Raw genomic sequence first — 22,757 nt, 5'->3', positions numbered from 1 at the left:
CACCTAGATAATTCTGGTGGACAATAAGGACGGAACCACGGAAGAAACTCTGTCCGAGTGGTCACGCGTTTGTTTGTCGGGCGGATCAATCGTCGTGGAGGTGACAGGCGGCGGGATGGGCGCTCTCGTCGAGTGCGGGATTGGATCGCTCGCAGACGCTCTCGAAGGTCTCGCGCAGGGTGGCCTCGGCCTCTTCCCACCGATCGTTTTTGAGATGCTCGAAGGATTCGGCGACGACCGCTCGGGCCTCTCCCGAGAGGGGACCGTCAAAGAAGTACTCGAAGAGAGTCGGGTGTTCGCCGCCGTCGGCGACGGCGGTCGTCACCGATTCGTCCTCGATACGGACCTCCGACTCGATGGCGTCGAGGTCGATGTCCCTGGACTCCAGACGCTGTCGGTAGAACATCACCTCCCGGTATCGCTCTTGGTCGATGTCTAGTCCGTCCGGCGGAATGATCGACGGACACCGCGTGCGGAACCGGCAGCCGGAGGGCGGATCGATCGGCGACGGGACGTCCCCCTTGAGGATCGTTCGGTCGCCCGTGTCAGCAAGGGGGTCCGGCTCCGGAATCGCGGACAACAGCGCCCTCGTGTAGGGGTGTTTCGGCGTCTCGAACAGTTCGTCCGTCTCGGCGACCTCGACGATCTGCCCGAGGTACATCACGGCCACTCGGTCGGAGATGTGGCGAACGACGCTCAGGTCGTGAGCGATGAACAGGAAGGTGAGTCCGAACTCCTCTTGGAGGTCCTCCAGGAGGTTGATGATCTGCGCCTGGACGGAGACGTCGAGCGCCGACACCGGCTCGTCGGCGACGATGAAGTCGGGATCCACCGCCAGTGCCCGTGCGATACCGACTCGCTGGCGCTGGCCGCCGGAGAGCTCGTGAGGGTATCGACCGAACTGCCCGCGCTCCAGCCCGACCGCGTCCATCAGCTCGAAGACGCGCTCGCGGCGGCGTCCCTCGGCGAGGTCGTGGATCTTCAGCGGCTCCATGATCGTCTGTCCGGCCGTCATCCGTGGGTCCAGACTCGACATCGGGTCCTGGAACACCATCTGCATGTCCTTCCGACGCTTCCGAAGCTCGGACTTCGAGAGTGACCCGAGCTCCTCGCCGGCGAAGACGACGGTGCCGTCGGTCGGCGGGTCCAGGTGGAGGATCGCTCGCCCCGCGGTGGACTTCCCGCAACCGGACTCGCCCACGAGCCCCAGCGTCTCTCGCTCACGCACGTCGAAGTCGATCCCGTCGACGGCCTTGACGCTCGGATCGCCGCCGCCGAGCACCCGGTCGAGTGCGCCCTCTTCCTGTTGGTAGTACTTCCGCATCTCGCGGACCTCGACGATCGGGTCGCCGATGGCCGACCTGGCGCCGACTTCGACGCCATCGGTTCCGTACGCGGCCTTGTCGAACTCGTCGTGGACGCACTTCGACCGATGGTCGACATCCCCCGGGCCGTGCTGGAGGAACGGGATCTCCCCCTCGCGGCACTGGGGCTCGGCCCACGGACAGCGCGGCGCGAAGTGGCATCCCTCGGGCATGTCGATCAGATCGGGAACGTTCCCTTCGATCGGCGTCAGCCGCTTCTTGTCCTCGGTCGGGATCGACTCGAGCAGCGTGTAGGTGTAGGGGTGGCTGGGGTTAGCGAAGATCTCCTCGACGGGGCCTTCCTCGACGATCTCGCCGGCGTACATCACGGCCACGCGGTCGCAGGTCTCGGCCACGACGCCGAGGTCGTGGGTGATCATCAGGACGGACATCCCGAACTCCGTCTGAAGGTCGTCGATCAGATCGAGAATCTGCGCCTGGATCGTCACGTCGAGCGCGGTCGTCGGCTCGTCAGCGATGAGGAGGTTCGGCTGGCAGGCGAGCGCGATCGCGACGAGCACGCGCTGGCGCATCCCGCCGGAGAACTCGTGTGGATAGTCGTCCAGGCGCTGTTTCGCCTCCGGGATGCCGACCGCCTGAAGCATCCTGACTACCTCGTCCATCACCTCTTCGTCGCCGTCCCGCCCCCCGATCTTCGGGAGGATCTCGTTGATACCGTTGAGCCAGGTGTCTCTCTTCTGACCGCCGTACCGATGGAGCCGCAGCGACTCGGCGATCTGTTCGCCGACGGTGATCGCCGGATTGAGCGAGGTCATCGGGTCCTGGAAGATCATCCCCATCTCTCCCCCGCGGATTCGGCGGACGGCCGCTTCGGGAGCGGCCGTCACGTCGACGATGCCCTCGTCGATGTCGATGTCGCTCGGGTCGGCTCCGTCGCGGATCCGTGCGCGGGAACCGTCGTCGAGGTAGACGAAGCCGTCGACGGCCTCGTCGACCGCCGCAGCGAGTTCGTCGCCCACGTCCTCGGGGCCGTCGCGGTCCTCGAGGCGGTCGGCCGCGCGTCGGAGGTCGGCCGCGAGATCTGCGGGATCCGCGTCGGCGGCGAGGTCGTCGGCCATACCGCGAAGCTCTGCCGGAGTGTCGGAGACGCGCTGTCCGGCACGGAGGTCGCTGGTGACGGCCGCGAGCGCGTCGATCAGTTCGGAGGGGTACGGGACGTACGCGCCGTCGAACTCGTCGAGGAGGGAGGCCGCGAGCGCGGCGTCGGCGAGGGCGATCCGGCCGCCGACGACCTCGCCCGGATCGTCGACGAGATCCATCGCGGAGAGGGCGGTAACGCTTTTTCCGGATCCGGACTCGCCGACGAGGCCGACGGTTTCACCCTGTTCTATCGTGAGGTCGATGCCGTCGACGGCCTTGACCGCACCCCGTTCAGTTTTGAACTGGGTGCGGAGCGTCGAAAGTGAAAGGAGGTTAGTCACTACCAGCGGTAGCGCACCTCAAAGGAAAATATCTTTGGGAGTGGTGGGAACCTTTTATGGCCTCCCCCGAACGTCTCCCGGTATGGGCGAATCCTCTGGGGACGGCGTCACTCCCAACGTACAGGCCAGAGAGGGCTGGCCAGCGGTCATCGAAGACATGGAAGCGACCGCCGCGGAGTACCGAGACGGCGGGTGGACGACGCTTGAACTCCACCCCGGCGACTCGGTCCTCGTCGACTCGGACCGCCGAACCGGGATCGACGTCGTCCTCCCGGGTCCCGAGTTCGAGAACCTCGAATCGCTCGTCGAGGAGCGGTCCTTCCGAGACGTCGAGGTGTTCCGCGCCGAGGGCGACGGGCTGATGTACCTGCTTGTCGTCGAGACCGATCCGGAGACCGAGACGGCCGTGTTCGTCCCCGCGTACTACGACCCGAGCGCGGCCGCGGAGACGATCGAGTCGATCAGAGAGGAGGGGACGGTGACGCTCTTCTGTCGCCGACTGAACGACGACACGGTGGAGTTCGTCCACAACGACCCGGCACCGTTCCTGCCGGAAACCGGCGAGTGACGCCTCCGGACGGCCGTTTCACGACCACCGTTAACTATTCACGTGATGCCGTGTAACGTTAACGCATGTCATCCAGCTATGGCGGCACATCGGCGTTCGATCGGCTCCGCGCGCGGCTCGACGGGCAGTCCTACGCCTGCGAGGAGTGCGGATTCGTCGACGAGGGGGGGACGTGGGAGGCGGTGACGACGGGCGCGACGGTCGAGTACCGCCGGGAGTGCCCGAGCTGCGGGACCGAGCGCGTTCGATTGTATCGGCTCTGAGAAGGGAACCGGTCGAGGTCGACCGCCTACGCGGACTCACAGACCGCGACGAAGTTCTCGAACACTTCCTCGCCCCGCTCGGTGTGGGCGACCTCGGGGTGCCACTGAACGCCGTACAGCCCCGCGTCGGGGTTCGACATCGCCTCCACGTCGCAGACGTCGGAGGTCGCGGTCCGGACGAACCCCTCGGGGACCTCGGTCACCTCGTCGGCGTGGGAGGCCCAGACGCGCGTCTCCGGGGCCAGCGAACCGACGAGCGGGTCCTCTTCGTCGGTGATCTCCACGTCGACGTCGGCGTAGCCGCCGTAGTCGCCGCCGCCGACCGTGCCGCCGCGCTCGACAGCGATCAGCTGCATCCCGAGACAGATGCCGAGGACGGGAACGTCCAGATCGAGGTAGTCGGGGGCGTTGCCGACGCGGTCCATGTCGGGGCCGCCCGAGAGGACGATGCCGTCGGCGTCGAGCTCCGACGGGGGCGTGTCCGCCGAGACGATCTCGGTGTCGACGCCCACGTCGCGGAGCGCCCGCCGTTCGAGGTGGGTGAACTGGCCGTGGAGGTCGATGACGACGATCCGGGTCATGGCGGCGATTGACGGCTCCCGCACAAAAGCGGCTCGGAACGTATCGCAGTATCGTGGTGGTTTTGGACGCTAAAACTACACGATGATACACGAACGTGGATCGACTAGAGGTCGAGCGGCCCGCTTTTGGTGAACTCTCGGAGCAGGACCGTCGCGTACGACCCGCTCGGGAGCGCGAACGCGAACCGCGGGTCGCCGTCGTCGAACGTCACGTCGAGGTCGCTCCGGAGGAGGATCGCCCGCCGGGTGCCCGACGAGTCGAACTCGCCGGGGAGCGCGAAGTCGCCGGGCTCGATCCCGGCGTCGGCGAGGACCTCGCGCTCGATCTCGCCGGGATCGCCGTCGCCGAGGTCCGTCTCCGTGCCGACGAGGGGCGCGGTGACGAACGCCCGGCCGCGCTCGCAGTGTCGGGTGACGACGGAGACCCGGTCCTCGTCGACCCGCTGGAGCCGGTCCGTGTCGGGCGCGTACAGCTCGTCGGGGGCGTCGCCGTCGGCGAAGCAGACCACGTCGCCGGCGACCGGGCGGTCGAACGGGAGCCCGCGGCGAAGGCGCTCGCTCAGGACCCGGTTGAAGAGGAACGACTGCGCGGCGTTGACGAAGAGCCGCTGGAGGTTCGAGGGGACCGCCTCCAGCGCGTGCCGCCAGTCGTCGCCGTCCGGCGGCGCGTCGGGGGCCACGCCGCGCTCGGCGAGCCGATGGACCATCGAGCGCTCGAACCGGAGCTTGCCCGGGATCGCGTCGAGGCAGGCCTCCCAGTCGCCGTCGCCGGTGCCGTCGGCGGCGGGGGCGGATTCCCCTTCCACGCCGAACGCGGCGTCGACGCGATCGCGCGCGGCGCGGGTGTCGTCCGGCTCCGTCTCCGAGGGGTTGCCGGCGTACAGCCGCACCGCCTCGCGGAAGTCGTCGCGGACGACCGCGAGCCCGACGCGGTGGGTGACGGGACGCCGGCTCCCGAACCGCTGCTGGCCGAAGTAGTTGGGGACGCCGACGCCGGCGGAGTCGCCGTCGGTCGAGTCGCTTGCCGCCGACCCTCTCCCGTCGCCTCCGAACGCCCGCAGGTCGCTCACCGCGTCGGCGACGCGCTCGGGTGCCTCGGGAACGGCGTCGGCGACCCGGATCTCGAACGCGTTGCCCGCGAGGTCGCCGAACGAGAGCCCGCGGCCGGCGCGGCCGAGGGCCTCGATCTCGGCGCCGCGGATCTCGGGGAGGTCGTCGGGGTCGACCTCGCGGAGCGTGAACAGCTGGGTGGTGACGGCGCGCTTGTCCTTCGTCCCCGCCCACGAGACGCGCTCGCGGCTGATCCCGAGAGCGTCGGAGACTCGACGCGCGAAGTCGTTCGTGTCCCAGTCGCGGAGCGTGACGCGGACGACGAGCTCGGGGTAGCTCCCGGCCTCCGCGCCGAGCGGTTCCGGCTCGAACGCCTCGAGCTCGCGGACCCGGAAGTCCTCTGGCGACTCGCGGAGCCGGCCGCCGATCCCGTCGGCGTCGCTGACGTAGTGGTCGATGCCCGCGGCGCGCTCGGCCGGGTGCGCCTCGCGGAGGGGAGTTGACGGCGCCATCTAGTACAGCGAGAGGTCGCCGGTCACGCGGTCGACGGTGTCGTCGCGGGCGGGACCCACGGCGAGCGCGGTGACGGTCCCCGGCTCCAGTTGGGTGTGGCCGGCGTCGCGGACGATCGCGTACGGGATCCCCTCCCTGTCGGCCTTGTCGGCCAGCTCGAACAGCTGGCTCTCGGACTCGCCCTTGAGCACGACCTTCTTTTGTCCCTCTCCCTGCCACTTCTTACGGACCCGTCGCCCCGCGTCTTGGTACGCCGACAGCGACGCGTGCGCGACCTGCGCGGCGAGTTTCCCTTCGCCCATCCCGATGTCGGTGCGGGCGACGATGGCCTGTTTCATGTCTCTCTCCACCGCCGCCGCGGGTTTAGCGTTTGTCTCTCACCGGTCGCTTCGTCCGATCGGCGGTCGACGGGCGACCTGCTGCGGTTCTCATTCGGTGGGGTCAACCGCGGTATTGAAACGCCTGAGGCACGCAGCATGACCATGCACCGCAGACGGTTTCTCCGGCGGACCGGCACCGTCGCGAGCGTCGGCGCGCTGACGGGGTTCGCCGGCTGTGCCGGCGTCGGCGGCGAGCCGGGCTACGACGTGGGGATGATGGCGTCCGCGTTTCAGCCGGCCGAGGTGACGGTCGCCGTCGGCGACACCGTCGTCTGGGAGAACACGAGCGCGCGCGGCCACACGGTCACCGCCTACGAGAGCGCGATTCCTGACGAGGCCGAATACTTCGCCTCGGGCGGCTACGACGGCGAGGAGGCGGCCCGTGAGAGCTGGGCCGGGAATTTCGGGGGTCGCTTGGAGAACGGCGACCGCTACTCGCACACCTTCGAGGTCGCCGGCCGCTACGCGTACGTCTGTATCCCCCACGAGACCGGGGGGATGGTCGGAACCGTCCTCGTGGAGGAGTGACGTGCGAGCGCACCGACCCGACCGCGTTCTCCCCCGGGCGACGAAACCCATTAGCACGCGCGACTCCAACCGCAGGTGACTCGACTCATGGACCTCTCACCGCTTCTCGGGACCGATGTTCTGCTGTTTCTCGCCATCGGGCTGCTCGGTGGCGCCCACTGCATCGGGATGTGCGGCCCGCTCGTCACGGTGTACGCCGGTCGGATGGGCGACGGGAGCGAGCGCGCCGACGGCGGAGCGCCTACCGCCGGCGCGACTGCCGACCGCCGCGGGAGCCACCTGACGACCTACGAGGTCCGCCAACACGCGCTGTTCAACCTCGGACGCGCCGCGAGCTACGCGACCATCGGCGCGGCGCTCGGCGCGCTCGGCGGGGCCGTCCTCGTCACGACGGCGACGCTGACCGGCGCGGCGGAGGCGGTCCGCGGCGCCGTCGGTCTCGTCGTCGGCGCGGCCGTAATCTTGGTCGGGGTCCGGTACGCGCTCGGCGGCGCGACCGGCGGGATCCACCTCCCCGGACTCGACCGGGTCTCCGGCTGGCTCACGGGCCACGTCGACCGGCTCGCCAACGGCCCCGGAATCGTCGGGCTCGGCGCGGTCCACGGGCTGCTCCCGTGTCCGATCCTCTACCCGGCGTACCTCTACGCGTTCGCCAGCGGCTCCGCCGTCAGCGGCGCGCTCGCGCTCGGCGCGCTCGGCGTCGGGACGATGCCGGCCGTCTTCCTCTACGGCACGGTCATCGAGAGCGTCGACGCGGTCCACCGTCGCCGAGTTCACCGACTGCTCGGCGTCGTGTTCGTGGCGCTCGGCTACGTCCTGTTCGCGCACGGGCTGATGGCGGTCGGCGTCCACGTGCCGCACCCGAGCCTGCCCTTCTGGAACCCGATCGACGTCGCGGCCGCGGGGGGTCACTAACCCATGAGCGCGCCCGACTGCACCCTCTGTGAGCTCCCGACCGACGGCGTCGACGTGGTCGACGACGAGGGCAACGAGTTCTGCTGTACGGGCTGTCGGGACGTGTACGAGACGCTCGGCGACGTCGACGTCGACGCGGACGCGGTGCGCGAACGGCGGCGTGAGGGCAGCGAGGGCGAGACCGGCGACGCTGGCGGCGGCGCCGCCGACGAGGCCGAGGTCCCCGCCGACCACGAGGCGACGTTCCTCGAAGTCGACGGGATGCACTGCGCCACCTGCGAGGCGTTCATCGAGACGGTCGCGACCGAGAACGAGGGGGTCAGCGCCGCGAGCGCGAGCTACGTCACCGACACGGTGCGGATCGACCACGACCCCGACGCGGTCTCCACCGACGACCTCTCGGAGGCGGTGAGCGGGCTCGGATACAGCGCGTACGACCGCGACGACGCCTTCTCGCGCCGACAGGCGGACAACATGGCGACGGCGCGGCTCGCGGCCGGCGTGCTCGTGGGGATGGCGGTGATGCTCCAGTACATCGTCATCATCTACCCGACGTACTTCGCGTTCCCGTTCTACAACGAGCGCACCTTGGAGTACCTCAACGAAGCGATGGCCTCCTCCTCGGGGACGTACTTCTTCATCGTGATCGCCGTGCTGACGACGGTGGTCCTGTTCGTCACCGGGAAGCCGATACTCAGGGGCGCGTACGTCAGCGCGAAGACCCGGTCGCCGAACATGGACTTACTCGTCGCGCTCGCGGCGCTCAGCGCGTACGTCTACAGCACGCTCGCCGTGATATTCGTCGAGTCGCCGTCGATCTACTACGACGTGACCGTCGCGATCATCGTGATCGTCACCGTCGGCAACCACTACGAGGACTCGATCAAAAAGCGGGCGACCGAACTCCTCTCCGATCTCACCGCGGTGCAGGTCGACAGCGCTCGGCGGATCGTCGGTGACGGCGGGGGCGCGGACGGCGGTGGAAGCGCCGCCGGCGAGACCGAGGAGGTCGCCATCGACGACCTCGCGCCCGGCGACCGCCTGCTCGTGCGCGCCGGCGAGCGGGTTCCGGCCGACGGCGAGGCGGTCGCGGGCGACGCCGCCGTCGACGAGTCGGTCGTCACGGGCGAGTCGATGCCGGTCCGGAAGACGCCCGGAGATGCCGTGGTCGGCGGCTCCGTGGTCGCGGACGGGTCGCTGACGGTCGAGGTCGGCCCGGACGCGACCTCCAGCCTCGACCGCGTCGCCGAGCTCGTCTGGGACCTCCAGAGCGGGAACCACGGCGTCCAGAAGCTCGCCGACCGGCTGGCGACGATATTCGTCCCGGTCGTGCTCGCGGTCGCGCTCCTCGCCGCGGGCGCCAACCTCGCGCTCGGGAACGGAGTGACGGAGGCGATGCTCGTCGGGCTCACGGTGCTCATCGTCTCGTGCCCGTGCGCGCTCGGGCTCGCGACCCCGCTCGCGGTCGCGGCCGGGATCCGCGACGCGCTCGAACGCTCCATCGTGATCTTCGACGACACCGTCTTCGAGCGCCTCCGCGGCGCCGACACCGTCGTCTTCGACAAGACGGGGACGCTCACCACCGGCGAGATGCGGGTCGTCTCCTCCGATATCGACGACGACCTGCTCCGGCTCGCCGCCGCCGTCGAGGAGCGCTCGGCGCACCCGGTCGGGCAGGCCATCGCTGTGGCGCGCGCCACCGACGGCGCGCTCGGAGACGCCGGCGCCGCGTCGGGCTCCCGCACCGGGTCGCCCGCGGCCGCCGACGGCGGGCAGGTGAAGTCGGCGGAAACCGACGACGGCGACGCCCTCGCGGTCGCCGACTTCGAGAGCCACGCCCGCGGCGTTTCCGGCGTCGTCGACGGCGTCGAGGTCGTCGTCGGCCACCCGGACCTGTTCGACGAGCGCGGGTGGACGGTCCCCGAGGAGATCCGCGAGGCGGTCGCTACGGCGCGCGACGTGGGGCGCGTCCCGGTCGCCGTCGGACGCGACGGCGCGGCGGAGGGGGTCGTCGTTGTCGGCGACGAGCTGCGCGAGGGGTGGGCGGAGACCGTGACCGAGCTGGCCGACTCGGGCGTCGAGGTGGTCGTGTTGACGGGCGACGACGAGCGCGCGGCGACCGTCTTCAGCGAGCACGACGCGGTCTCGTCGGTGTTCGCTGGCGTGCCGCCGGAGGGGAAAGCCGAGACGGTCGAGCGGCTGAAGGCGCGCGGGCGAACGGTGATGGTCGGCGACGGCACCAACGACGCGCCCGCGCTCGCCGCGGCGGACCTCGGCGTCGCGCTCGGCGGCGGGACCGCGATGGCGGCCGACGCGGCCGACGTGGCGATCGTCGACGATGATCTCGACTCCGTGGCGACCGTCTTCGAGCTCTCGCGGGCCGCGGGCCGGCGCGTGAAGGGGAACATCGGCTGGGCGTTCTGCTACAACGCGGTCGCGATCCCGCTCGCGGTGACCGGTCTCCTCAATCCGCTTTTCGCCGCGGTCGCGATGGGAGCCTCCAGCCTGCTCGTCGTGACGAACTCCTCGCGGGCGCTGCTGAAGTGAGCACACGATCTCGGTGGTCGGGTGTCAAAGCGCCAGTACGAGGGTGACGAGCCAGCCGAGTCCGGCGATGCTCAGGGCCACGTTCCGATGTCGAGCCGGTTCGGTCGGCGGATTCCGGAACAGGGCCTCGTACAGAACCAGCGTGGACGCGGCGCTTCCAGCTGCGAGCCCCTGCTGAAGCGCTACCGCTGGATGGAGCCCCACGGCCGCGCCGGCGAGCAGGAGGGCGGCCATCGCTATCAGCTGTTTGTCGTAGCGGCTCACCATCCCTCGTTTGAGCTTTAACGGCCGCGAATAAAGCCGTCTCGTCGGTTCTCGTCTCCCGATAACCACGGATACGATCCCCCGATCGACCGCCGGGACCGCAAGCGACTTTCGGCTCACGCGAGTACTCTCACGTATGTCACAGGAGCCGCGGTCTTTCGGCGTCCCCACCAACGACGGGATGCCGGCGCTCGGGCTCGGAACGTGGGAGAACGACGATCCCTCGCAGTGTGCCGACTCCGTCAAGACCGCTCTCGAAGCGGGCTACCGCCACGTCGACACGGCCCAGATCTACGGTAACGAGGCCGCCGTGGGCAAGGGGGTCACGGCCGCGGACGTGGACCGCGACGACGTGTTCCTCGCCACGAAGGTGTGGATCGACAGCCTCGCGCCCGAGGACGTGGCCGCCTCGACCCGAGAGAGCCTTCAGAAGCTCGACACCGGGTACGTCGACCTGCTGTACGTCCACTGGCCGGCCGGCGAGTACGACCCCGAGGAGACGCTGCCCGCGTTCGCGGAGCTCCGCGACGACGGCCTGATCGACCGGATCGGCGTCTCGAACTTCGAGCCGCACCACCTCGACGCCGCGACCGACGCCCTCGGCGAGGCGCCGTTCGCGAACCAGGTGGAGTGTCACCCGCTGCTCCGACAGGCGGAGCTGCGCGAGTACGCCGACGCCAACGACGTCGAACTCGTCGGCTACTCGCCGCTCGCCCGCGGGAAGATCCTCGACGACCCGACCATCGCCGACATCGCCGAGAAGCACGGCGTCAGCGCGGCGCAGGTGAGCCTCGCGTGGCTCCGCGCGAAGGGCGTCACCGCCATCCCGAAGGCGACCGGCGAGGACCACCTCCGCGACAACCTCGCGAGCCTCGGGCTCGAACTGGACGACGAGGACGTCGAGACGATCGACACCCTCGGGCGGACCGACCGCCAGCTGAACCCGGACTTCGGTCCGGACTGGTAAATAAGCGGCCGTCTCCGGACGGTCCGGGCGGACGGCCGACACGAAAGCCTCGGCGAACGACTGTCGAGTCAGACGTGCTCCGCGAGGAAGTCGACGATCGCGCGGTACGCCTCGATGCGGTTCTCCAGCTTCGAGAAGCCGTGCCCCTCGTCGTCGAAGATCAGCTTCCGGACGGGGACGCCCTGTTCGCGCGCCTCCTCGACGATCTGTTCGGCCTCGCCGACGGGCACCCGCGGGTCGTTCGCGCCGTGGAGGACGAACAGCGGCGCCTCGATCGCCTCGATGTTGTTGATCGGTGAGATCGACTCGAGGAACTCCCGATCCCCCTCCAGCGACCCGTACTCGGCCTCCCGCAGGGCACGTCGCCAGTCGCCGGTGTTCTCTAAGAACGTCACGAAGTTCGCGATACCGACGACGTCGACGCCGGCGGCCCACAGCTCGGGGTACTCGGTGAGCGCCGCGAGTACCATGAAGCCGCCGTAGGAGCCGCCCATGGCGACGACGCTGTCGGGGTCGACCTCGGGGTGATCGTGGAGCCACTCCACGCCCGCCCGGACGTCCGCGACCGAGTCCATCCGGTTCTCCACGTCGTCGAGTGCGGCGTACGCCTTGCCGTATCCCGAGGACCCGCGGACGTTCGGCTCGAAGACGGCGTAGCCGTTGTTCAGCAGGTACTGCTTGACCGAGGCGAAGGAGGGACGGCGCTGCGACTCGGGGCCGCCGTGGATATCGACGACCACGGGGTAGCCGTCTTCGGGCGACTCCGTCTCCGGGACGGAGAAGAACGCGGGGATCTCCCGGCCGTCGAACGTGGGGTAGTGGACGAGTTCGGGCTCGACGAACGTGTCCGGCGGGATCCCGGCGGTCGAGGCGGCGGTCCAGCGCTCCCTCTCGCCGGTCGTCGCGTCGACGACGTACACGTTCGCGTTGTGGGTGCTGCCGGTCGCGGTGATCGCGAAGCGGTCCCCGTCCGGGCTGAAGCTCACGCCGCCGGCGACGCCCTCGGGGAGGTCGGGTGTCGGGAACGGATCGACCCGGTCCGGCTCGACCAGCTCTCCGACCGTGATCTCGGTGTAGCCGTCGACGTTGCGCGAGTAGACCACGCGTCGGGACTCCTCGTGGACCGCGACGCCGTCGACGTTCCAGCCGTCGTCGCCGGGCTTCGCGGGCGCGTCGCCGTCGTCGTCCCCGTCGGGTCCGTCTTCGCCGGACGCCACGACCGAGAACTCGCCGCTGGCGAGGTCGAGCCGCTCCAAGCGCAGCGTGTCGCTGTCGCGGTCGGTGACGAGGTAGAGCCCCTCGCCGTCGGGCCCCCACTCCGGGCTGCCGTAGCGGACGTCTCCCTCGTGAGGCGTGTGGTGGGTCAGATCGCCGCTGGCGACGTCGAGCGTGTACACGTCGTGGTCGAACGAGGAGTGCGCCTCGTGGACGATCAGCCGGTCGTCGCTCGGCGACCACCCGGCGACGGAGAGCCACCCGTCGCCCTCGTACACCAGTTCGGCGTCGCCGCCGGTCGCGTCCCGGTCTTGTACGTACACGTCGAAGACGGCCTCGTCGCGGCGGTTCGAGGCGAACGCGAAGCGGTCTCCATCGCCGTCCCAGCCGCCCCACCGGTGTTTCGCCTCCGGGCGATCCGTGAGGTCGGTGATCTCGCCCGACTCGTAGTTGAGCAGGTACAGCTGGGCGCGCTCGTTGCCCCCCTCGTCCATGCCGAAGACGGCCTCCGCGCGCTCCGGCGAGGAGTCGACGAACGAGACCGACTCCTCGAAGAACGTGTGCTGTTCGGGCCACCCGAGCGGTTCGTCGAGCGACCACACCTGTCCGGTTCCGGTCGTGTTCAACAGGAACGAGAGCCGCCCGTTGGGTCCCAGATCCGCCCCGCCGGCGTTCCGTACGTTGAGGTATCGCTCGATGTCGTACCGGTGCATGGGGCCCGATACCCGCCGTGATGTGAAACCGTTTCGGGTGGGAACATCGATCGCACGGCCGCGACCCGCGCGCCGTCGGTCGCTCGTCCTCCGACTCTTCCCCCGCCCGCCGGATGCCGTGTCTTTTTATCCGCCCCAGCCATCCGGTCGGCGTATGCGCGTCGCGTTCGTCTCGCTTTTCGCCCCCGGCCACGGCGACACGCCGGCGCGATCGCGGACGCGACGGATCGCCCGGGGACTCGCCGAGCGCGGCCACGACGTGATCTGGCTCTGCGCCCGCTGGTGGGGCGGGGACCACGACGCGTTCGAGGACGACGGGATCGCCTACCGCTCGGTGACCGCCGACCCGTCGCCGTCGTCGTTCGCGGCTCGGCTCCCGCTCGCGCTCCACCGGGCGGATCCCGACGTGGTCCACGCGGTCAACACCCCGCCGACTCCCGGGATCGCCGCGACCGTCGCGGGCACGCTCTCACGGACTCCCGTCGTCGTCGACTGGTGGCGCGACCACCCCGCTGACTCCCGCCGGCGCTACCGGCTGCTCGCCCGGCGGGCCGACGTCGTCACGACGCCCTCGCGGACGACCAAGACGCGGGTCCGCGAGCAGGGCGCCGCCGGCGAGGACGTTCGAGTGATCCCCGAGAGCATCGACTTCGACCTCGTCGAGTCGGCCGGCGTCGACGACCGGTTCGACGCGGTGTACGCCCGGCGGCTGGACCGCCACGCCAACGTCGAGACGTTTCTGCTCGGGCTCGCGGAGCTTCGCGATCGGGACTGGACCGCCGCGATCGTCGGCGACGGGCCCGAGCGCGCTCGGATCGAATCGATGGCGAGCGACCTCCGGATCGACGACCGGGTGTCGTTCCTCGGCGACCTCCCGCTCCGCGAGCGGGTGGCGCTGTTCAAGGGGACCCACGTCGCGGTGGCGACGGCGACGTGGGAGACGTTCGCGACCGATCTGCTGTGGGCGCTGGCGTGCGGCTGCGTCGCCCTCGTCGAGTACCAGGCCGACTCGAGCGCCCACGAGCTCGTGGAGGGACGCCGGCGCGGGCGGCTCGTCACGAGTCCGGCCGAACTCGCCGACGAGTTCGTCGCCGTCGGCGACCTCGGCAGAAAGTCGATCGAGCGCGACTTCGCGTCCTACGACCGCGACGCGGTGCTCGACCGGGTCGTCGACGCGTACCGAAAGCTCCTGAACGAGGAATAAGACCGGAAGAACCGCGCGGACCGCGACGAGCGACTACTCCTCGTCCTGCGTGATCGTGCCGCCGTACTTCATGAAGACGAACGCGAGCCCGAGCGTGCTCATCATCGCGACGAACGTCGCGACGCTGAGCGCACGGGCGCCCTGCGGGACGAACACGGCGCCGGACCCGCCGCCTCCGCCGGTCGATTCCGTCTCGATGTCGCCGCCGACGGCGAGGCCGCCGTGCATGCCGACCGCGGTGTGGGGAACGCAGTGGTAGTGGGTGATTCCGACGTCCTCCTCGCTCGTCTCGTACTCGTAGGTGTACCCCTCCTCGCCGACCGGGTCGCCGCTGTCGAGGCTGGCCGGGCCGCCGCCCTCGACCGTTTGGACGTTGTGGTCGCCCCCGTTCCCGGTCCACTCCCACGTGATCGTCGTGCCGGGGTCGACCCACAGGAGGGTCGGATCGAAAGCGAGTCCCTGGTCGCCGGCGCCGACCTGAACGGTGACCTCGCTCTCCCCGCGGGCGTCTTGGTACGATCCGACGTTCCCTTCAGCCCCGCTCGGCCAGACCGGCTGCTCCTCCTGTGCCGCCGCGGTCCCCGTCGTCGCCGCCGTCGCTCCCGCGACGCCGGCCGCGCCGCCGGCGGTCCGGATGAACCTGCGCCGAGAGACGTCGTCCGTGCTCATACACCCCGGTTTGTGACGGCCTATAGTGAATATGTTGATCCGAGCGTGGTCAACTCTCCCGACCGATGCCCTGATCGACGGCGGGAGTACGTCTCTCAGTGTGGTGGTGTGGTCATTTATAAGTCGGATCGGGGTGTTGCTGTTGGTGGTTTATAAGTATTCGACGCTGTGGTGACGACCTCCAAAGCCCCGGCCGCGAGGACTCGCGCGGCTCGCTGCGGTCCTCGTCACTCGCGTTGCTCGTTCCTGCGGTCCTTGCGTCGCCGAGCTTCGTCCTCGTGGCCGCCCCTTTGAGTCCCACCCTGCCGCACCGCACAGCACCTCACACCTCCCCAACCTCGCCGCTCGCTCCGCTCGCGGCGTCCCTCGCGGGCTAGCTCGCGGCCGCCGATGGCGGCCGCTCGCAGGCGCGCCACCGCATCCTCCTTTATAAGCGATCGTCGCTGTCGCCCACAGCCGTTTAAATATCGTATCAACTCCGACGAACTGCAAAACCCACTCCCGCTATCGCTCGCGTTCCGACCCGTTTATGGTCGCCGACGCGCGCTGTCTCGGTATGACCGACGACGAGCGACGGAGCGAACTCATCGACGCGCTGCGGGCGGCCGACGCCGTCCAATTCGGTGAGTTCGAGCTCTCGCACGGCGGGACGAGCGACTACTACGTCGACAAGTACCTCTTCGAGACCGACCCCGACGCGCTCCGGCTCGTGAGCGAGGCGTTCGCCGACCGGCTCGCCGACACCGACGCGAAGCTCGCGGGCGTCGCGCTGGGCGCGGTCCCGCTCGTGGCCGTGACGGCCGCGGAGACGGGCCGCCCGTACGTCATCGCGCGCAAACAGGCGAAGGAGTACGGCACGGGCAACCGCATCGAGGGCCGACTCGACGAGCGCGAGGAGGTCGTCGTGCTGGAGGACATCGCTACGACCGGGCAGTCCGCGGTCGACGCCGTCGAGGCGCTCCGCGAGGCGGGCGCGACGGTGAACCGCGTGCTCGTCGTCGTCGACCGCGAGGAGGGCGCCGAGGAACTGCTGGCCGAGCACGACATCGAGCTGGAGTCGCTGCTCACGGCGACGGAACTGCTTGCGGAGCGGGACGCGGAGTAGGCCGGTTTTCTCGCCCGAAATCGCGCCTCGGCCGCTCCACCGTCGGCGCCGCGACCCGGTCGAGCACGTCGTCGATCACGTCGCGCTTGTCGGCGTCGTCGACGGCGGCGTCCGGCGTCAACGCGAGCCGGTGGGCGAGCGTCGGCTCCGCGACGCGTTTCACGTCGTCGGGCGTGACGGACTCCCCATCGGCCACGACCCCGCCGCCGACCTCGTCGACGTCGCGGGAGCAGGCCGCCGCGACTTCGGGGACGTCGATACCGTCGCCACGCGATCCGCGTCGAAAAGCGATGTCGGGGAGGCTCCGACCTCGCCGTCGGCGATCGAAACGCATAACAGCGGAACCGGCCAACCGAAGGATGAGCCGAGGTAGCCTAGCCTGGCCAAGGCGGTAGATTCGAAATCTACTGTCCATTCGGACACCGGAGTTCAAATCTCCGCCTCGGCGCTTCTTTCGGACGCTCGACTCGGTAGCGATCGGACCGCCTCGATCGATCGCCTACGGCTCCCCGCCCAGCGACTCCTGCTCGGACGCGGAGTCGCCGCGGAGCCGCCGCCGGCGCTTGTCGTAGGCGGCCTCGAGCTTCGCGTTGGTCGCCCGCGAGACGAGGTACAGATCGGCGTCGTCGCCGTCGCGTGGGTGCGCGCTCGCGACCCAGACGTGGCCGTCGCCCGTCGAGAGGTCGTCGGCCCAGCGCTCGGCGGCCGCGCGGCTCTCGAACGCGTGGCGGGAGCCGTCCTCGAAGACGAGCCGACCCACCTTCGCGTTGCGCTTGCGGGCGGAGGGCTTCACCGCGACGACGACGCTCACGGACGCCGTTCGGGCGGCATCGCTTAAAAACCTCGTCAGACGCGGTCGCTTGCGACGCCGCTCGACGATCGGGGCGAGCCGGTCGAACCGCAAGAAACGCAACCCCGTCTTTCGTAGCATGACGCATGAGCGATCCGGACTGGTACGAGGACGCGACGATCTACTCGTTCGACGTCAAGACGTTCAACGACAGCGACGGGGACGGCTGGGGGGACTTCCGGGGCGCGATCGAGCGGCTCGACCACCTCGACGACCTCGGCGTCGACGCCGTGTGGATCCGCCCGTTCTACCCGAGCCCGCTCCGGGACAACGGGTACGACGTGGCCGACTACCGGGGCGTCGACGACCGGCTCGGAACCCTCGCGGACTTCCGCGAGTTCGCGGATCGGGCGCACGAGCGCGGGATCCGCGTGATCACCGACCTCGTCTTCAACCACACCTCGAACGAGCACGAGTGGTTCCGGCGCGCCCGCGAGGACCCCGAGTCGGAGTACCACGACTACTACCTGTGGACGAGCCACCTGGGGGACGCCCACCAGCGCGGCAACATCTTCCCCGAGTACGAGGACGGCGTCTGGTCGTACGACGAGGCCGCCGGGAAACACTACTTCCACCAGTTCTACGGCCACCAGCCCGACCTCAACGTCGCGAACCCCGCCGTCCGCGAGGAGCTGTACGACGTGCTTCGGTTCTGGCTCGATCAGGGTGCCGACGGCTTCCGGATCGACGCCGCTCATCCGATGCTGATGCCGAAGGGACACAACGCGACCACCCTCGACGAGACCGACCTCGGTGAGTCCATCGAGCTGTTCAAAGAGATGCGGCGGGTCGTCGAGGCGGAGCAGTCGGACGCGGTGCTGCTCGCCGAGGCCGACGACGAGCCCGAGAACCTCGACTACTACTTCGGCGGCGGCGAGGCGTTCCACCTCCAGTTCAACTTCGTGATGAACGCCCACCTCACGTACGCGGTCGGGGTGAAGGACACGTGGCCGCTCGACCGCGCCGAGCAGATCCTTCCGGACGTCTCCGGCGTGGGCGGGTGGGTGAACTTCCTGCGAAACCACGACGAGTGGAACCTGCTGAAGCTCCCCGAGGAGGCGTTCGAGCACGCCCGCGAGTACTTCGGTGACGACCGGGGCGACTCGTGGATCTTCGAGCGGGGCCACCGACTCCGGCTCGCCGACCTGTACGACGGGGACCGCGATCGGATCGCCGTCGCGCACAGCCTGCTCTTCGCGCTCCCCGGTTCCGTCGCGCTCCAGTCCGGCGACGAGATCGGGATGGGCGCCGACCTCTCCCTGCCCGAGCGCGAGTCCGTCCGCACGCCGATGCAGTGGGACAACTCGGAGAACGGCGGCTTCTCGACCGCCGACCCGGAGGACTGTTACAACCCCGTGATCGACGGGGGCGAGTACGCCTACGACCGGGTGAACGTCGCCGACCAGCGCGACGACCCCGACTCGCTGCTCTCGCGGGTCCGAGACCTCTCGGCGGCCCGCGACGACTGCCCGGCGATCGCCCGCGGCGCGTACTCGGTCCCCGAGGCCGACCACAAGGAGACGCGCGTCCATCGGTTCGACCACGCGACGGAGGACGGTCGGGAGGTCGTCCTGCTCTGCGCGCACAACCTCGCCGACGGGTACCGCGAGGAGATCGTCGGCTTCGACGTCGACCCCGAGACGGTCGAGCACGTCGTCGGCGACGGCGAGCACTACGTCGCCGAGGGCGGCGTCACGTTCCTCCTCGACGAGTGCGACTACGTCTGGCTGCGCGGCGAGAAGCGGTAGGATCGGAGCCCCGCGACGGCGATCTGCTCTCCCCGATCGCCCTCAGTCGTCGGCGAGCGAGGCGGCGTCCGGCGCCGACCCGTCCTCGGCGGCGGCGGAGAGCAGACGGTCGAGCCCGTCGACCATCGCGACGACGCTGGCGCGCGTGATGTCGGCGTCGGTCGAGGAGACGCTCACGGACCGGTCGCCTCGCGAGAGGTCGACCTCGACGGTGACGACGGCGTCGGTCCCGCCAGTGATCGCGTCGACGTGGTAGGAGTCGAGCTCGAAGTCGACCCCGCCTCCGGCGCCCTGTTCGCTTCCGTCTCCCGCCAACGCAGCCCGCACCGCCTCCAGCCCGGCGTCGACCGGACCATCTCCGGTGCCGGAGGCGACGCGCTCGTCGTCGCCGACGCGGAGCCGGACCGAGGCCGTCGGGAGGTTCCCGCCGGAGGTGGCCGACAGGTCGACGAGTTCGACGTACCGGTCGCGCTCGCGGCCCTGCACGTCCTCCGTGATCGCGAGGAGGTCGGCGTCGGTGACGCGTTTCCCGCGGTCGCCGAGATCCTTCACGCGGCTCACGACCTCGCTCAGCTCGCCGTCGTCGACCGCCACGTCGTGCTCGGCGAGGGCCGCTTTGACCCCCGCACGCCCGGCGTGTTTCCCGAGGACGAGCCGCCGCTCGCGCCCCACCGTCTCCGGCGGGTACGGCTCGTACATCGTCCCGTCCTTCAGGGTCCCGTCGGTGTGGATCCCCGACTCGTGAGCGAAGGCGTTGGCGCCGCAGACCGCCTTGTTCGGAGGGAGCGCGACGCCGGTCGCCTCCGAGACGGTCCGGCAGAGCCGGTAGAGCCGCTCCAGCTCGACGGTGTCGACGTCGTACGACCGGTCGAGCGCGATTGCGACCTCCTCCAGGGCGACGTTGCCGGCGCGCTCGCCGACGCCCATGACGGTGCCGTGAACGGTGTCGGCGCCCGCCTTCAGTCCCGCGTGGACGTTCGCCACGCCGAAGCCGAGGTCGTCGTGCGTGTGGAGGCTCGTCGGGCCGCGGTCGGCGAGCCGGGAGACGACCTCCGCGGTGCGCTCCGGGTCGGCCGCGCCGACGGTGTCGCAGTAGCAGATCCGGTCGGCGCCGGCGTCGAGACCGGCGCCGAGTAGGTGTTCGAGGTAGTCGAGGTCGGCACGGGAGCCGTCCTCGCCGAGCACCTCGACCCACAGCCCGTGATCCGTGGCGTACTCGACGAGTTCGACCGTCGTCTCGACCACGTCGTCGCGGGTCGAGCCGACCTTCGTCTCGACGTGTTTGTCCGACGCGGGAACGACGAGGTTGATCCCGTCGACGCCGCAGTCGAGCGCGTGGTCGATGTCGGCCTTCACGCCGCGTGCGAAGCTCGTCACGGTCGCGTCGAGCCCCTCGGCGGCCACCCGGCGGATCGCCTCGCGCTCGCCCTCGGAGGTGCACGCCGAGCCGGCCTCGATCAGGTGCATCCCAGCCGCGTCGAGCTCGCGGGCGACGTCGACCTTCTCGGCCGGCGTCAGCGAGACGCCGGGCATCTGCTCGCCGTCGCGCAGGGTAGTGTCTAACAGCTGTACCTCGTCGAGTGTGGTGAGTTGTGTTCGGGTCAAAAGGGAGTCCGTCGGCTGGTCGGTGGGTTCGGGGCCGGTACCGCCGCGGGGCGGTCGCGCCCCGGTGTCGTTATCGTCGGAGAATTTCGCGGCCAGCCGCCGTGAGGCGACTTCCTCTATCCTCCGAACGATCACGAACGTCTCGTGTCATTCGTGTCCGTGGCGAGGAGTCACACACGGATAAGTCGTCGGGTTGCGACAGCTTTGACCGGGGCGGCAACCCGCGGCGAGCTCGCCGACGTTCTTCCGAGCGGGGCCGTCTCACCCCAGCAGCGACCGGAACGACCGTCGCCCGGTACCGCACCGCTCTCGGTAGTCGCAGGCGGAACACCGTTCGTCGTCGACGCGCGACGGCGGGCCGTCGATCGCGCGGGCGGCCCGCAGCGCCCGCCGGTAGGCGGCCTTCTTCCGAGTCGTGAGTCGGACCTCGCGGACGGCGCCGACGCTCGGGTACTCGATCAGCGCGCGCGGCACCTCGCGCTCCCGCTCCCACGCGACCGCCTTGGCGACGGCGACGGCTCTGACTCCCTGCGGCTCCCAGACACCGTTTTCCGGCGGCTCACCCGGTGAGACGACCGTGGGGATCGGCGGATCAGAGTCCGTCTCACCCGCGAGCAACTTGTGGACCGTCCCGTGACAGTCCTTTCCGGATCTGAAGACGCGCTCGTGTTCGGGATCGGAGAGCCGGTCGTAGTCGTCGCGCTCGCGGAGCCGCGACAGGTTCCGGCGGTACGCGGCGGGCGACCGACGGATCGGCAGTCGCCGGAGCGTCGCGTCCGGCGCGTCGACGAGCGTCGGGTACCGGAAGCCGAGATCGACCCGAGCCCGCGCGTCGCCGGGAACGTCTCGGTCGCGGTCGCGACGCGCGTAGTAGAGCTGTCGCGGGCAGTAGGCGGCGCGAGCGAGGTCGCTGAAGGGGATCACGGAAGGGGTTGGCCGCGGCTCGGGTGAAAAGGATCGGTGGGCGTCGAAGGAGTCCCCGTCGCTCTCGCGACACCGGCCGCGGTGGCGTCCCCGATCGCTTATCACGGATGTCGGAACCACCATCCCACGTGACCAGACGCCCGTCCCGGCGCGGTCGAGGCGGTCGCGCGGCGAGCCGCCCGGGATCGACGAGCGCCGCCTGTTCGCCATTCGGGCCTTCCTCCGCGGGTTTTCAGCCGACTCCAGCGGCGGCGCCCCCGCCGCTCACTCCCGGATCCGATCGAGATCCGCCACGAACGCCCGGAGCGCCTCCCGAGTCACGTGGGGCATACAGACGACGCGCAGCTCGCCGCGCCCCGTCCGAGAGACCTTCCAGCCAGCCTCCCGAAGCGCGTCGAACTCGGACCCCGGGAGCGCCGCCGCGACGAGCGGTAGCTCCGGCTCGACCACGTCGTACCCGCGCTCTTCGAGCGCCGTCGCGAGCCACTCGGCGTTGGCGGTCGCGCGCTCGACCGCGTCGCGGTAGCCGTCCGGCCACAGCGCCTCCATCGCGGCCACCGCGCCGGCGACGCCCGCGCCGCTCCGCGTTCCCGTCAGCGTCGCCTGCGACCGCGTCTCCAGGTAGGGCGTGTCGATCGCGAGCGCGTCCAGCGCCGCGTCGTCGCGGGCGATGAGCCCGCCGGCCGGCACCGCCGCCTGTCCGAACTTATGGGGGTCGATCGTCAGCGTGTCGACGGCGGCGTCGCCGAACGACCACTCGCCGTCGGTGAAGGGGAGCACGAACCCGCCCCACGCCGCGTCGACGTGCATCCGCGCGCCCGTCTCCCGTGCGATCTGGGCCAGTTCCGGGATCGGGTCGACTCGGCCGTACTCCGTGTTCCCGGCGACACCGACGACCAGCGCGGTCGCGTCGTCGACGGCGGCCGCGACGGCGTCGGTCCGGGTCCGGAAGTCGCCGTCGACGGGCACCGTCCGGAGCTCCACGTCGAGCAGCTCCGCGGCCTTGTGAAACGAGAAGTGGCCGCTCTCGGGGACGACGACGTTCACGTCGCTCGCGTCGTGGCGGTTCCGCGCCGACCGGACCGCCTGCACGTTCGCCTCCGTGCCGCCGGAGGTGACGTACCCCGCGGCGTCGGTCGGTGCCGGGTGGTCCGCGAGCGTCGCGAGCAGTTCGACCGCGCGCTCCTCCAGCGACGCGACCGCCTCGTACGTGGCCGGGTCGCCGGGATTGGTCGCGAGAAATCGCTCGGCCGCCTCCTGGGCCGCGGGATGCGGCTCGGTGCACATCGAGGAGAGCACCCGGTCGAACGACTGCGGCTCGGGCTGCTGCATTCGACCGAAC

The 22,757-nt window shown here is 70.1% G+C and carries 20 protein-coding genes, 1 tRNA gene and 1 pseudogene; 10 read left to right on the top strand and 12 right to left on the bottom strand.

Features of this window, described 5'->3' with window-relative positions; all coding sequences use genetic code 11:
* Positions 1–85 precede the first annotated feature (85 nt).
* The gene (locus FGL94_RS09250) at positions 86–2,806 is read right to left on the bottom strand and encodes a dipeptide ABC transporter ATP-binding protein (RefSeq protein WP_144923898.1); all 2,721 of its coding nucleotides are present in this window, start codon (positions 2,804–2,806) and stop codon (positions 86–88) included.
* Between the two features lie 82 nt (positions 2,807–2,888).
* On the opposite strand from FGL94_RS09250, the gene FGL94_RS09245 reads away from it, so the two are divergent.
* Entirely contained in the window at positions 2,889–3,374 is a 486-nt protein-coding gene (locus FGL94_RS09245; RefSeq protein WP_144923895.1) for a DUF7529 family protein, read from the top strand.
* 65 nt (positions 3,375–3,439) lie between these two features.
* The gene (locus tag FGL94_RS09240) at positions 3,440–3,637 is read left to right on the top strand and encodes an HVO_0649 family zinc finger protein (RefSeq protein WP_144923892.1); all 198 of its coding nucleotides are present in this window, start codon (positions 3,440–3,442) and stop codon (positions 3,635–3,637) included.
* 26 nt (positions 3,638–3,663) lie between these two features.
* On the opposite strand, the gene FGL94_RS09235 is transcribed toward FGL94_RS09240, so the two are convergent.
* The 3 genes from FGL94_RS09235 to pth2 all read right to left on the bottom strand — a co-directional run bounded on the left by FGL94_RS09235 (position 3,664) and on the right by pth2 (position 6,119).
* Positions 3,664–4,218 (bottom strand): GMP synthase subunit A, encoded by a 555-nt coding sequence (locus tag FGL94_RS09235; protein ID WP_144923890.1) that lies wholly within the window; start codon positions 4,216–4,218, stop codon positions 3,664–3,666.
* A gap of 104 nt (positions 4,219–4,322) precedes the next feature.
* Entirely contained in the window at positions 4,323–5,780 is a 1,458-nt protein-coding gene (gene truD / locus FGL94_RS09230) for a tRNA pseudouridine(13) synthase TruD (protein ID WP_144923887.1), read from the bottom strand.
* Entirely contained in the window at positions 5,781–6,119 is a 339-nt protein-coding gene (gene pth2 / locus FGL94_RS09225) for a peptidyl-tRNA hydrolase Pth2 (protein ID WP_144923885.1), read from the bottom strand.
* A gap of 144 nt (positions 6,120–6,263) precedes the next feature.
* Here pth2 and FGL94_RS09220 point away from each other — a divergent pair, with 144 nt between their 5' ends.
* The 3 genes from FGL94_RS09220 to FGL94_RS09210 all read left to right on the top strand — a co-directional run bounded on the left by FGL94_RS09220 (position 6,264) and on the right by FGL94_RS09210 (position 10,151).
* Positions 6,264–6,689 carry a cupredoxin domain-containing protein gene (locus FGL94_RS09220; protein ID WP_144923882.1) on the top strand — a complete coding sequence of 142 codons (426 nt, stop codon included), beginning with the start codon at positions 6,264–6,266 and terminating at the stop codon, positions 6,687–6,689.
* Between the two features lie 87 nt (positions 6,690–6,776).
* Complete coding sequence (locus FGL94_RS09215; RefSeq protein ID WP_144923879.1) at positions 6,777–7,604, top strand: sulfite exporter TauE/SafE family protein; 828 nt, start codon at positions 6,777–6,779, stop codon at positions 7,602–7,604.
* A gap of 3 nt (positions 7,605–7,607) precedes the next feature.
* Positions 7,608–10,151 carry a heavy metal translocating P-type ATPase gene (locus FGL94_RS09210; RefSeq protein ID WP_144923875.1) on the top strand — a complete coding sequence of 848 codons (2,544 nt, stop codon included), beginning with the start codon at positions 7,608–7,610 and terminating at the stop codon, positions 10,149–10,151.
* Between the two features lie 24 nt (positions 10,152–10,175).
* On the opposite strand, the gene FGL94_RS09205 is transcribed toward FGL94_RS09210, so the two are convergent.
* Complete coding sequence (locus FGL94_RS09205) at positions 10,176–10,418, bottom strand: hypothetical protein (RefSeq protein ID WP_144923872.1); 243 nt, start codon at positions 10,416–10,418, stop codon at positions 10,176–10,178.
* A gap of 178 nt (positions 10,419–10,596) precedes the next feature.
* Here FGL94_RS09205 and FGL94_RS09200 point away from each other — a divergent pair, with 178 nt between their 5' ends.
* On the top strand, positions 10,597–11,382 hold the full coding sequence (locus FGL94_RS09200; protein WP_144924997.1) for an aldo/keto reductase: 786 nt from the start codon (positions 10,597–10,599) through the stop codon (positions 11,380–11,382).
* A 68-nt stretch (positions 11,383–11,450) separates the two neighbouring features.
* Here the strand turns inward: FGL94_RS09200 and FGL94_RS09195 are convergent, their stop codons facing one another.
* Positions 11,451–13,310 (bottom strand): S9 family peptidase, encoded by a 1,860-nt coding sequence (locus FGL94_RS09195; protein ID WP_144923869.1) that lies wholly within the window; start codon positions 13,308–13,310, stop codon positions 11,451–11,453.
* Between the two features lie 154 nt (positions 13,311–13,464).
* Here FGL94_RS09195 and FGL94_RS09190 point away from each other — a divergent pair, with 154 nt between their 5' ends.
* Complete coding sequence (locus tag FGL94_RS09190; RefSeq protein WP_144923867.1) at positions 13,465–14,514, top strand: glycosyltransferase family 4 protein; 1,050 nt, start codon at positions 13,465–13,467, stop codon at positions 14,512–14,514.
* A 33-nt stretch (positions 14,515–14,547) separates the two neighbouring features.
* Here the strand turns inward: FGL94_RS09190 and FGL94_RS09185 are convergent, their stop codons facing one another.
* The gene (locus tag FGL94_RS09185; RefSeq protein ID WP_144923864.1) at positions 14,548–15,183 is read right to left on the bottom strand and encodes a halocyanin domain-containing protein; all 636 of its coding nucleotides are present in this window, start codon (positions 15,181–15,183) and stop codon (positions 14,548–14,550) included.
* 556 nt (positions 15,184–15,739) lie between these two features.
* Between FGL94_RS09185 and pyrE the strand changes: the two genes are divergently transcribed.
* A complete protein-coding gene (gene pyrE, locus FGL94_RS09175; protein ID WP_186313371.1) occupies positions 15,740–16,288 on the top strand; it encodes an orotate phosphoribosyltransferase in 549 nt (182 codons plus the stop codon).
* Here the strand turns inward: pyrE and FGL94_RS09170 are convergent.
* Positions 16,248–16,487: pseudogene (locus FGL94_RS09170) on the bottom strand (hypothetical protein); the annotation flags it as partial. The gene pyrE and the pseudogene FGL94_RS09170 sit on opposite strands and share 41 nt — an antisense overlap.
* A 164-nt stretch (positions 16,488–16,651) precedes the next feature.
* On the opposite strand from FGL94_RS09170, the gene FGL94_RS09165 reads away from it, so the two are divergent.
* A tRNA-Ser gene (locus FGL94_RS09165) sits at positions 16,652–16,736 on the top strand.
* A 51-nt stretch (positions 16,737–16,787) separates the two neighbouring features.
* Here the strand turns inward: FGL94_RS09165 and FGL94_RS09160 are convergent.
* Complete coding sequence (locus FGL94_RS09160) at positions 16,788–17,099, bottom strand: hypothetical protein (RefSeq protein WP_144923855.1); 312 nt, start codon at positions 17,097–17,099, stop codon at positions 16,788–16,790.
* A 125-nt stretch (positions 17,100–17,224) separates the two neighbouring features.
* Here FGL94_RS09160 and FGL94_RS09155 point away from each other — a divergent pair, with 125 nt between their 5' ends.
* Positions 17,225–18,886 carry an alpha-amylase family protein gene (locus FGL94_RS09155; RefSeq protein ID WP_144923852.1) on the top strand — a complete coding sequence of 554 codons (1,662 nt, stop codon included), beginning with the start codon at positions 17,225–17,227 and terminating at the stop codon, positions 18,884–18,886.
* 42 nt (positions 18,887–18,928) lie between these two features.
* On the opposite strand, the gene FGL94_RS09150 is transcribed toward FGL94_RS09155, so the two are convergent.
* The 3 genes from FGL94_RS09150 to mfnA form a co-directional block, all read right to left on the bottom strand.
* Complete coding sequence (locus FGL94_RS09150) at positions 18,929–20,491, bottom strand: (R)-citramalate synthase (RefSeq protein WP_186313370.1); 1,563 nt, start codon at positions 20,489–20,491, stop codon at positions 18,929–18,931.
* Between the two features lie 261 nt (positions 20,492–20,752).
* A complete protein-coding gene (locus tag FGL94_RS09145; RefSeq protein WP_144924994.1) occupies positions 20,753–21,415 on the bottom strand; it encodes a Dna2/Cas4 domain-containing protein in 663 nt (220 codons plus the stop codon).
* A gap of 264 nt (positions 21,416–21,679) precedes the next feature.
* Entirely contained in the window at positions 21,680–22,747 is a 1,068-nt protein-coding gene (gene mfnA, locus FGL94_RS09140) for a tyrosine decarboxylase MfnA (protein WP_144923846.1), read from the bottom strand.
* Positions 22,748–22,757 lie beyond the last annotated feature (10 nt).

The sequence above is a fragment of the Halorubrum salsamenti genome (genome assembly GCF_007671685.1).
GTDB classification, from domain to species: domain Archaea; phylum Halobacteriota; class Halobacteria; order Halobacteriales; family Haloferacaceae; genus Halorubrum; species Halorubrum salsamenti.
This window is presented reverse-complemented; position numbering and strand designations above follow the sequence as displayed.

Bases quoted from the DNA above. Each gene is read 5' to 3' on its own strand.
- FGL94_RS09215 (WP_144923879.1), top strand. From the start codon at position 6,777: ATGGACCTCTCACCGCTTCTCGGGACCGATGTTCTGCTGTTTCTCGCC.
- mfnA (WP_144923846.1), bottom strand. From the start codon at position 22,747: ATGCAGCAGCCCGAGCCGCAGTCGTTCGACCGGGTGCTCTCCTCGATG.
- FGL94_RS09185 (WP_144923864.1), bottom strand. From the start codon at position 15,183: ATGAGCACGGACGACGTCTCTCGGCGCAGGTTCATCCGGACCGCCGGC.
- truD (WP_144923887.1), bottom strand. From the start codon at position 5,780: ATGGCGCCGTCAACTCCCCTCCGCGAGGCGCACCCGGCCGAGCGCGCC.
- FGL94_RS09245 (WP_144923895.1), top strand. From the start codon at position 2,889: ATGGGCGAATCCTCTGGGGACGGCGTCACTCCCAACGTACAGGCCAGA.
- FGL94_RS09195 (WP_144923869.1), bottom strand. From the start codon at position 13,310: ATGCACCGGTACGACATCGAGCGATACCTCAACGTACGGAACGCCGGC.
- FGL94_RS09240 (WP_144923892.1), top strand. From the start codon at position 3,440: ATGTCATCCAGCTATGGCGGCACATCGGCGTTCGATCGGCTCCGCGCG.
- FGL94_RS09220 (WP_144923882.1), top strand. From the start codon at position 6,264: ATGCACCGCAGACGGTTTCTCCGGCGGACCGGCACCGTCGCGAGCGTC.
- FGL94_RS09190 (WP_144923867.1), top strand. From the start codon at position 13,465: ATGCGCGTCGCGTTCGTCTCGCTTTTCGCCCCCGGCCACGGCGACACG.
- pyrE (WP_186313371.1), top strand. From the start codon at position 15,740: ATGACCGACGACGAGCGACGGAGCGAACTCATCGACGCGCTGCGGGCG.
- FGL94_RS09155 (WP_144923852.1), top strand. From the start codon at position 17,225: ATGAGCGATCCGGACTGGTACGAGGACGCGACGATCTACTCGTTCGAC.
- FGL94_RS09200 (WP_144924997.1), top strand. From the start codon at position 10,597: ATGCCGGCGCTCGGGCTCGGAACGTGGGAGAACGACGATCCCTCGCAG.
- FGL94_RS09205 (WP_144923872.1), bottom strand. From the start codon at position 10,418: ATGGTGAGCCGCTACGACAAACAGCTGATAGCGATGGCCGCCCTCCTG.
- pth2 (WP_144923885.1), bottom strand. From the start codon at position 6,119: ATGAAACAGGCCATCGTCGCCCGCACCGACATCGGGATGGGCGAAGGG.
- FGL94_RS09210 (WP_144923875.1), top strand. From the start codon at position 7,608: ATGAGCGCGCCCGACTGCACCCTCTGTGAGCTCCCGACCGACGGCGTC.
- FGL94_RS09235 (WP_144923890.1), bottom strand. From the start codon at position 4,218: ATGACCCGGATCGTCGTCATCGACCTCCACGGCCAGTTCACCCACCTC.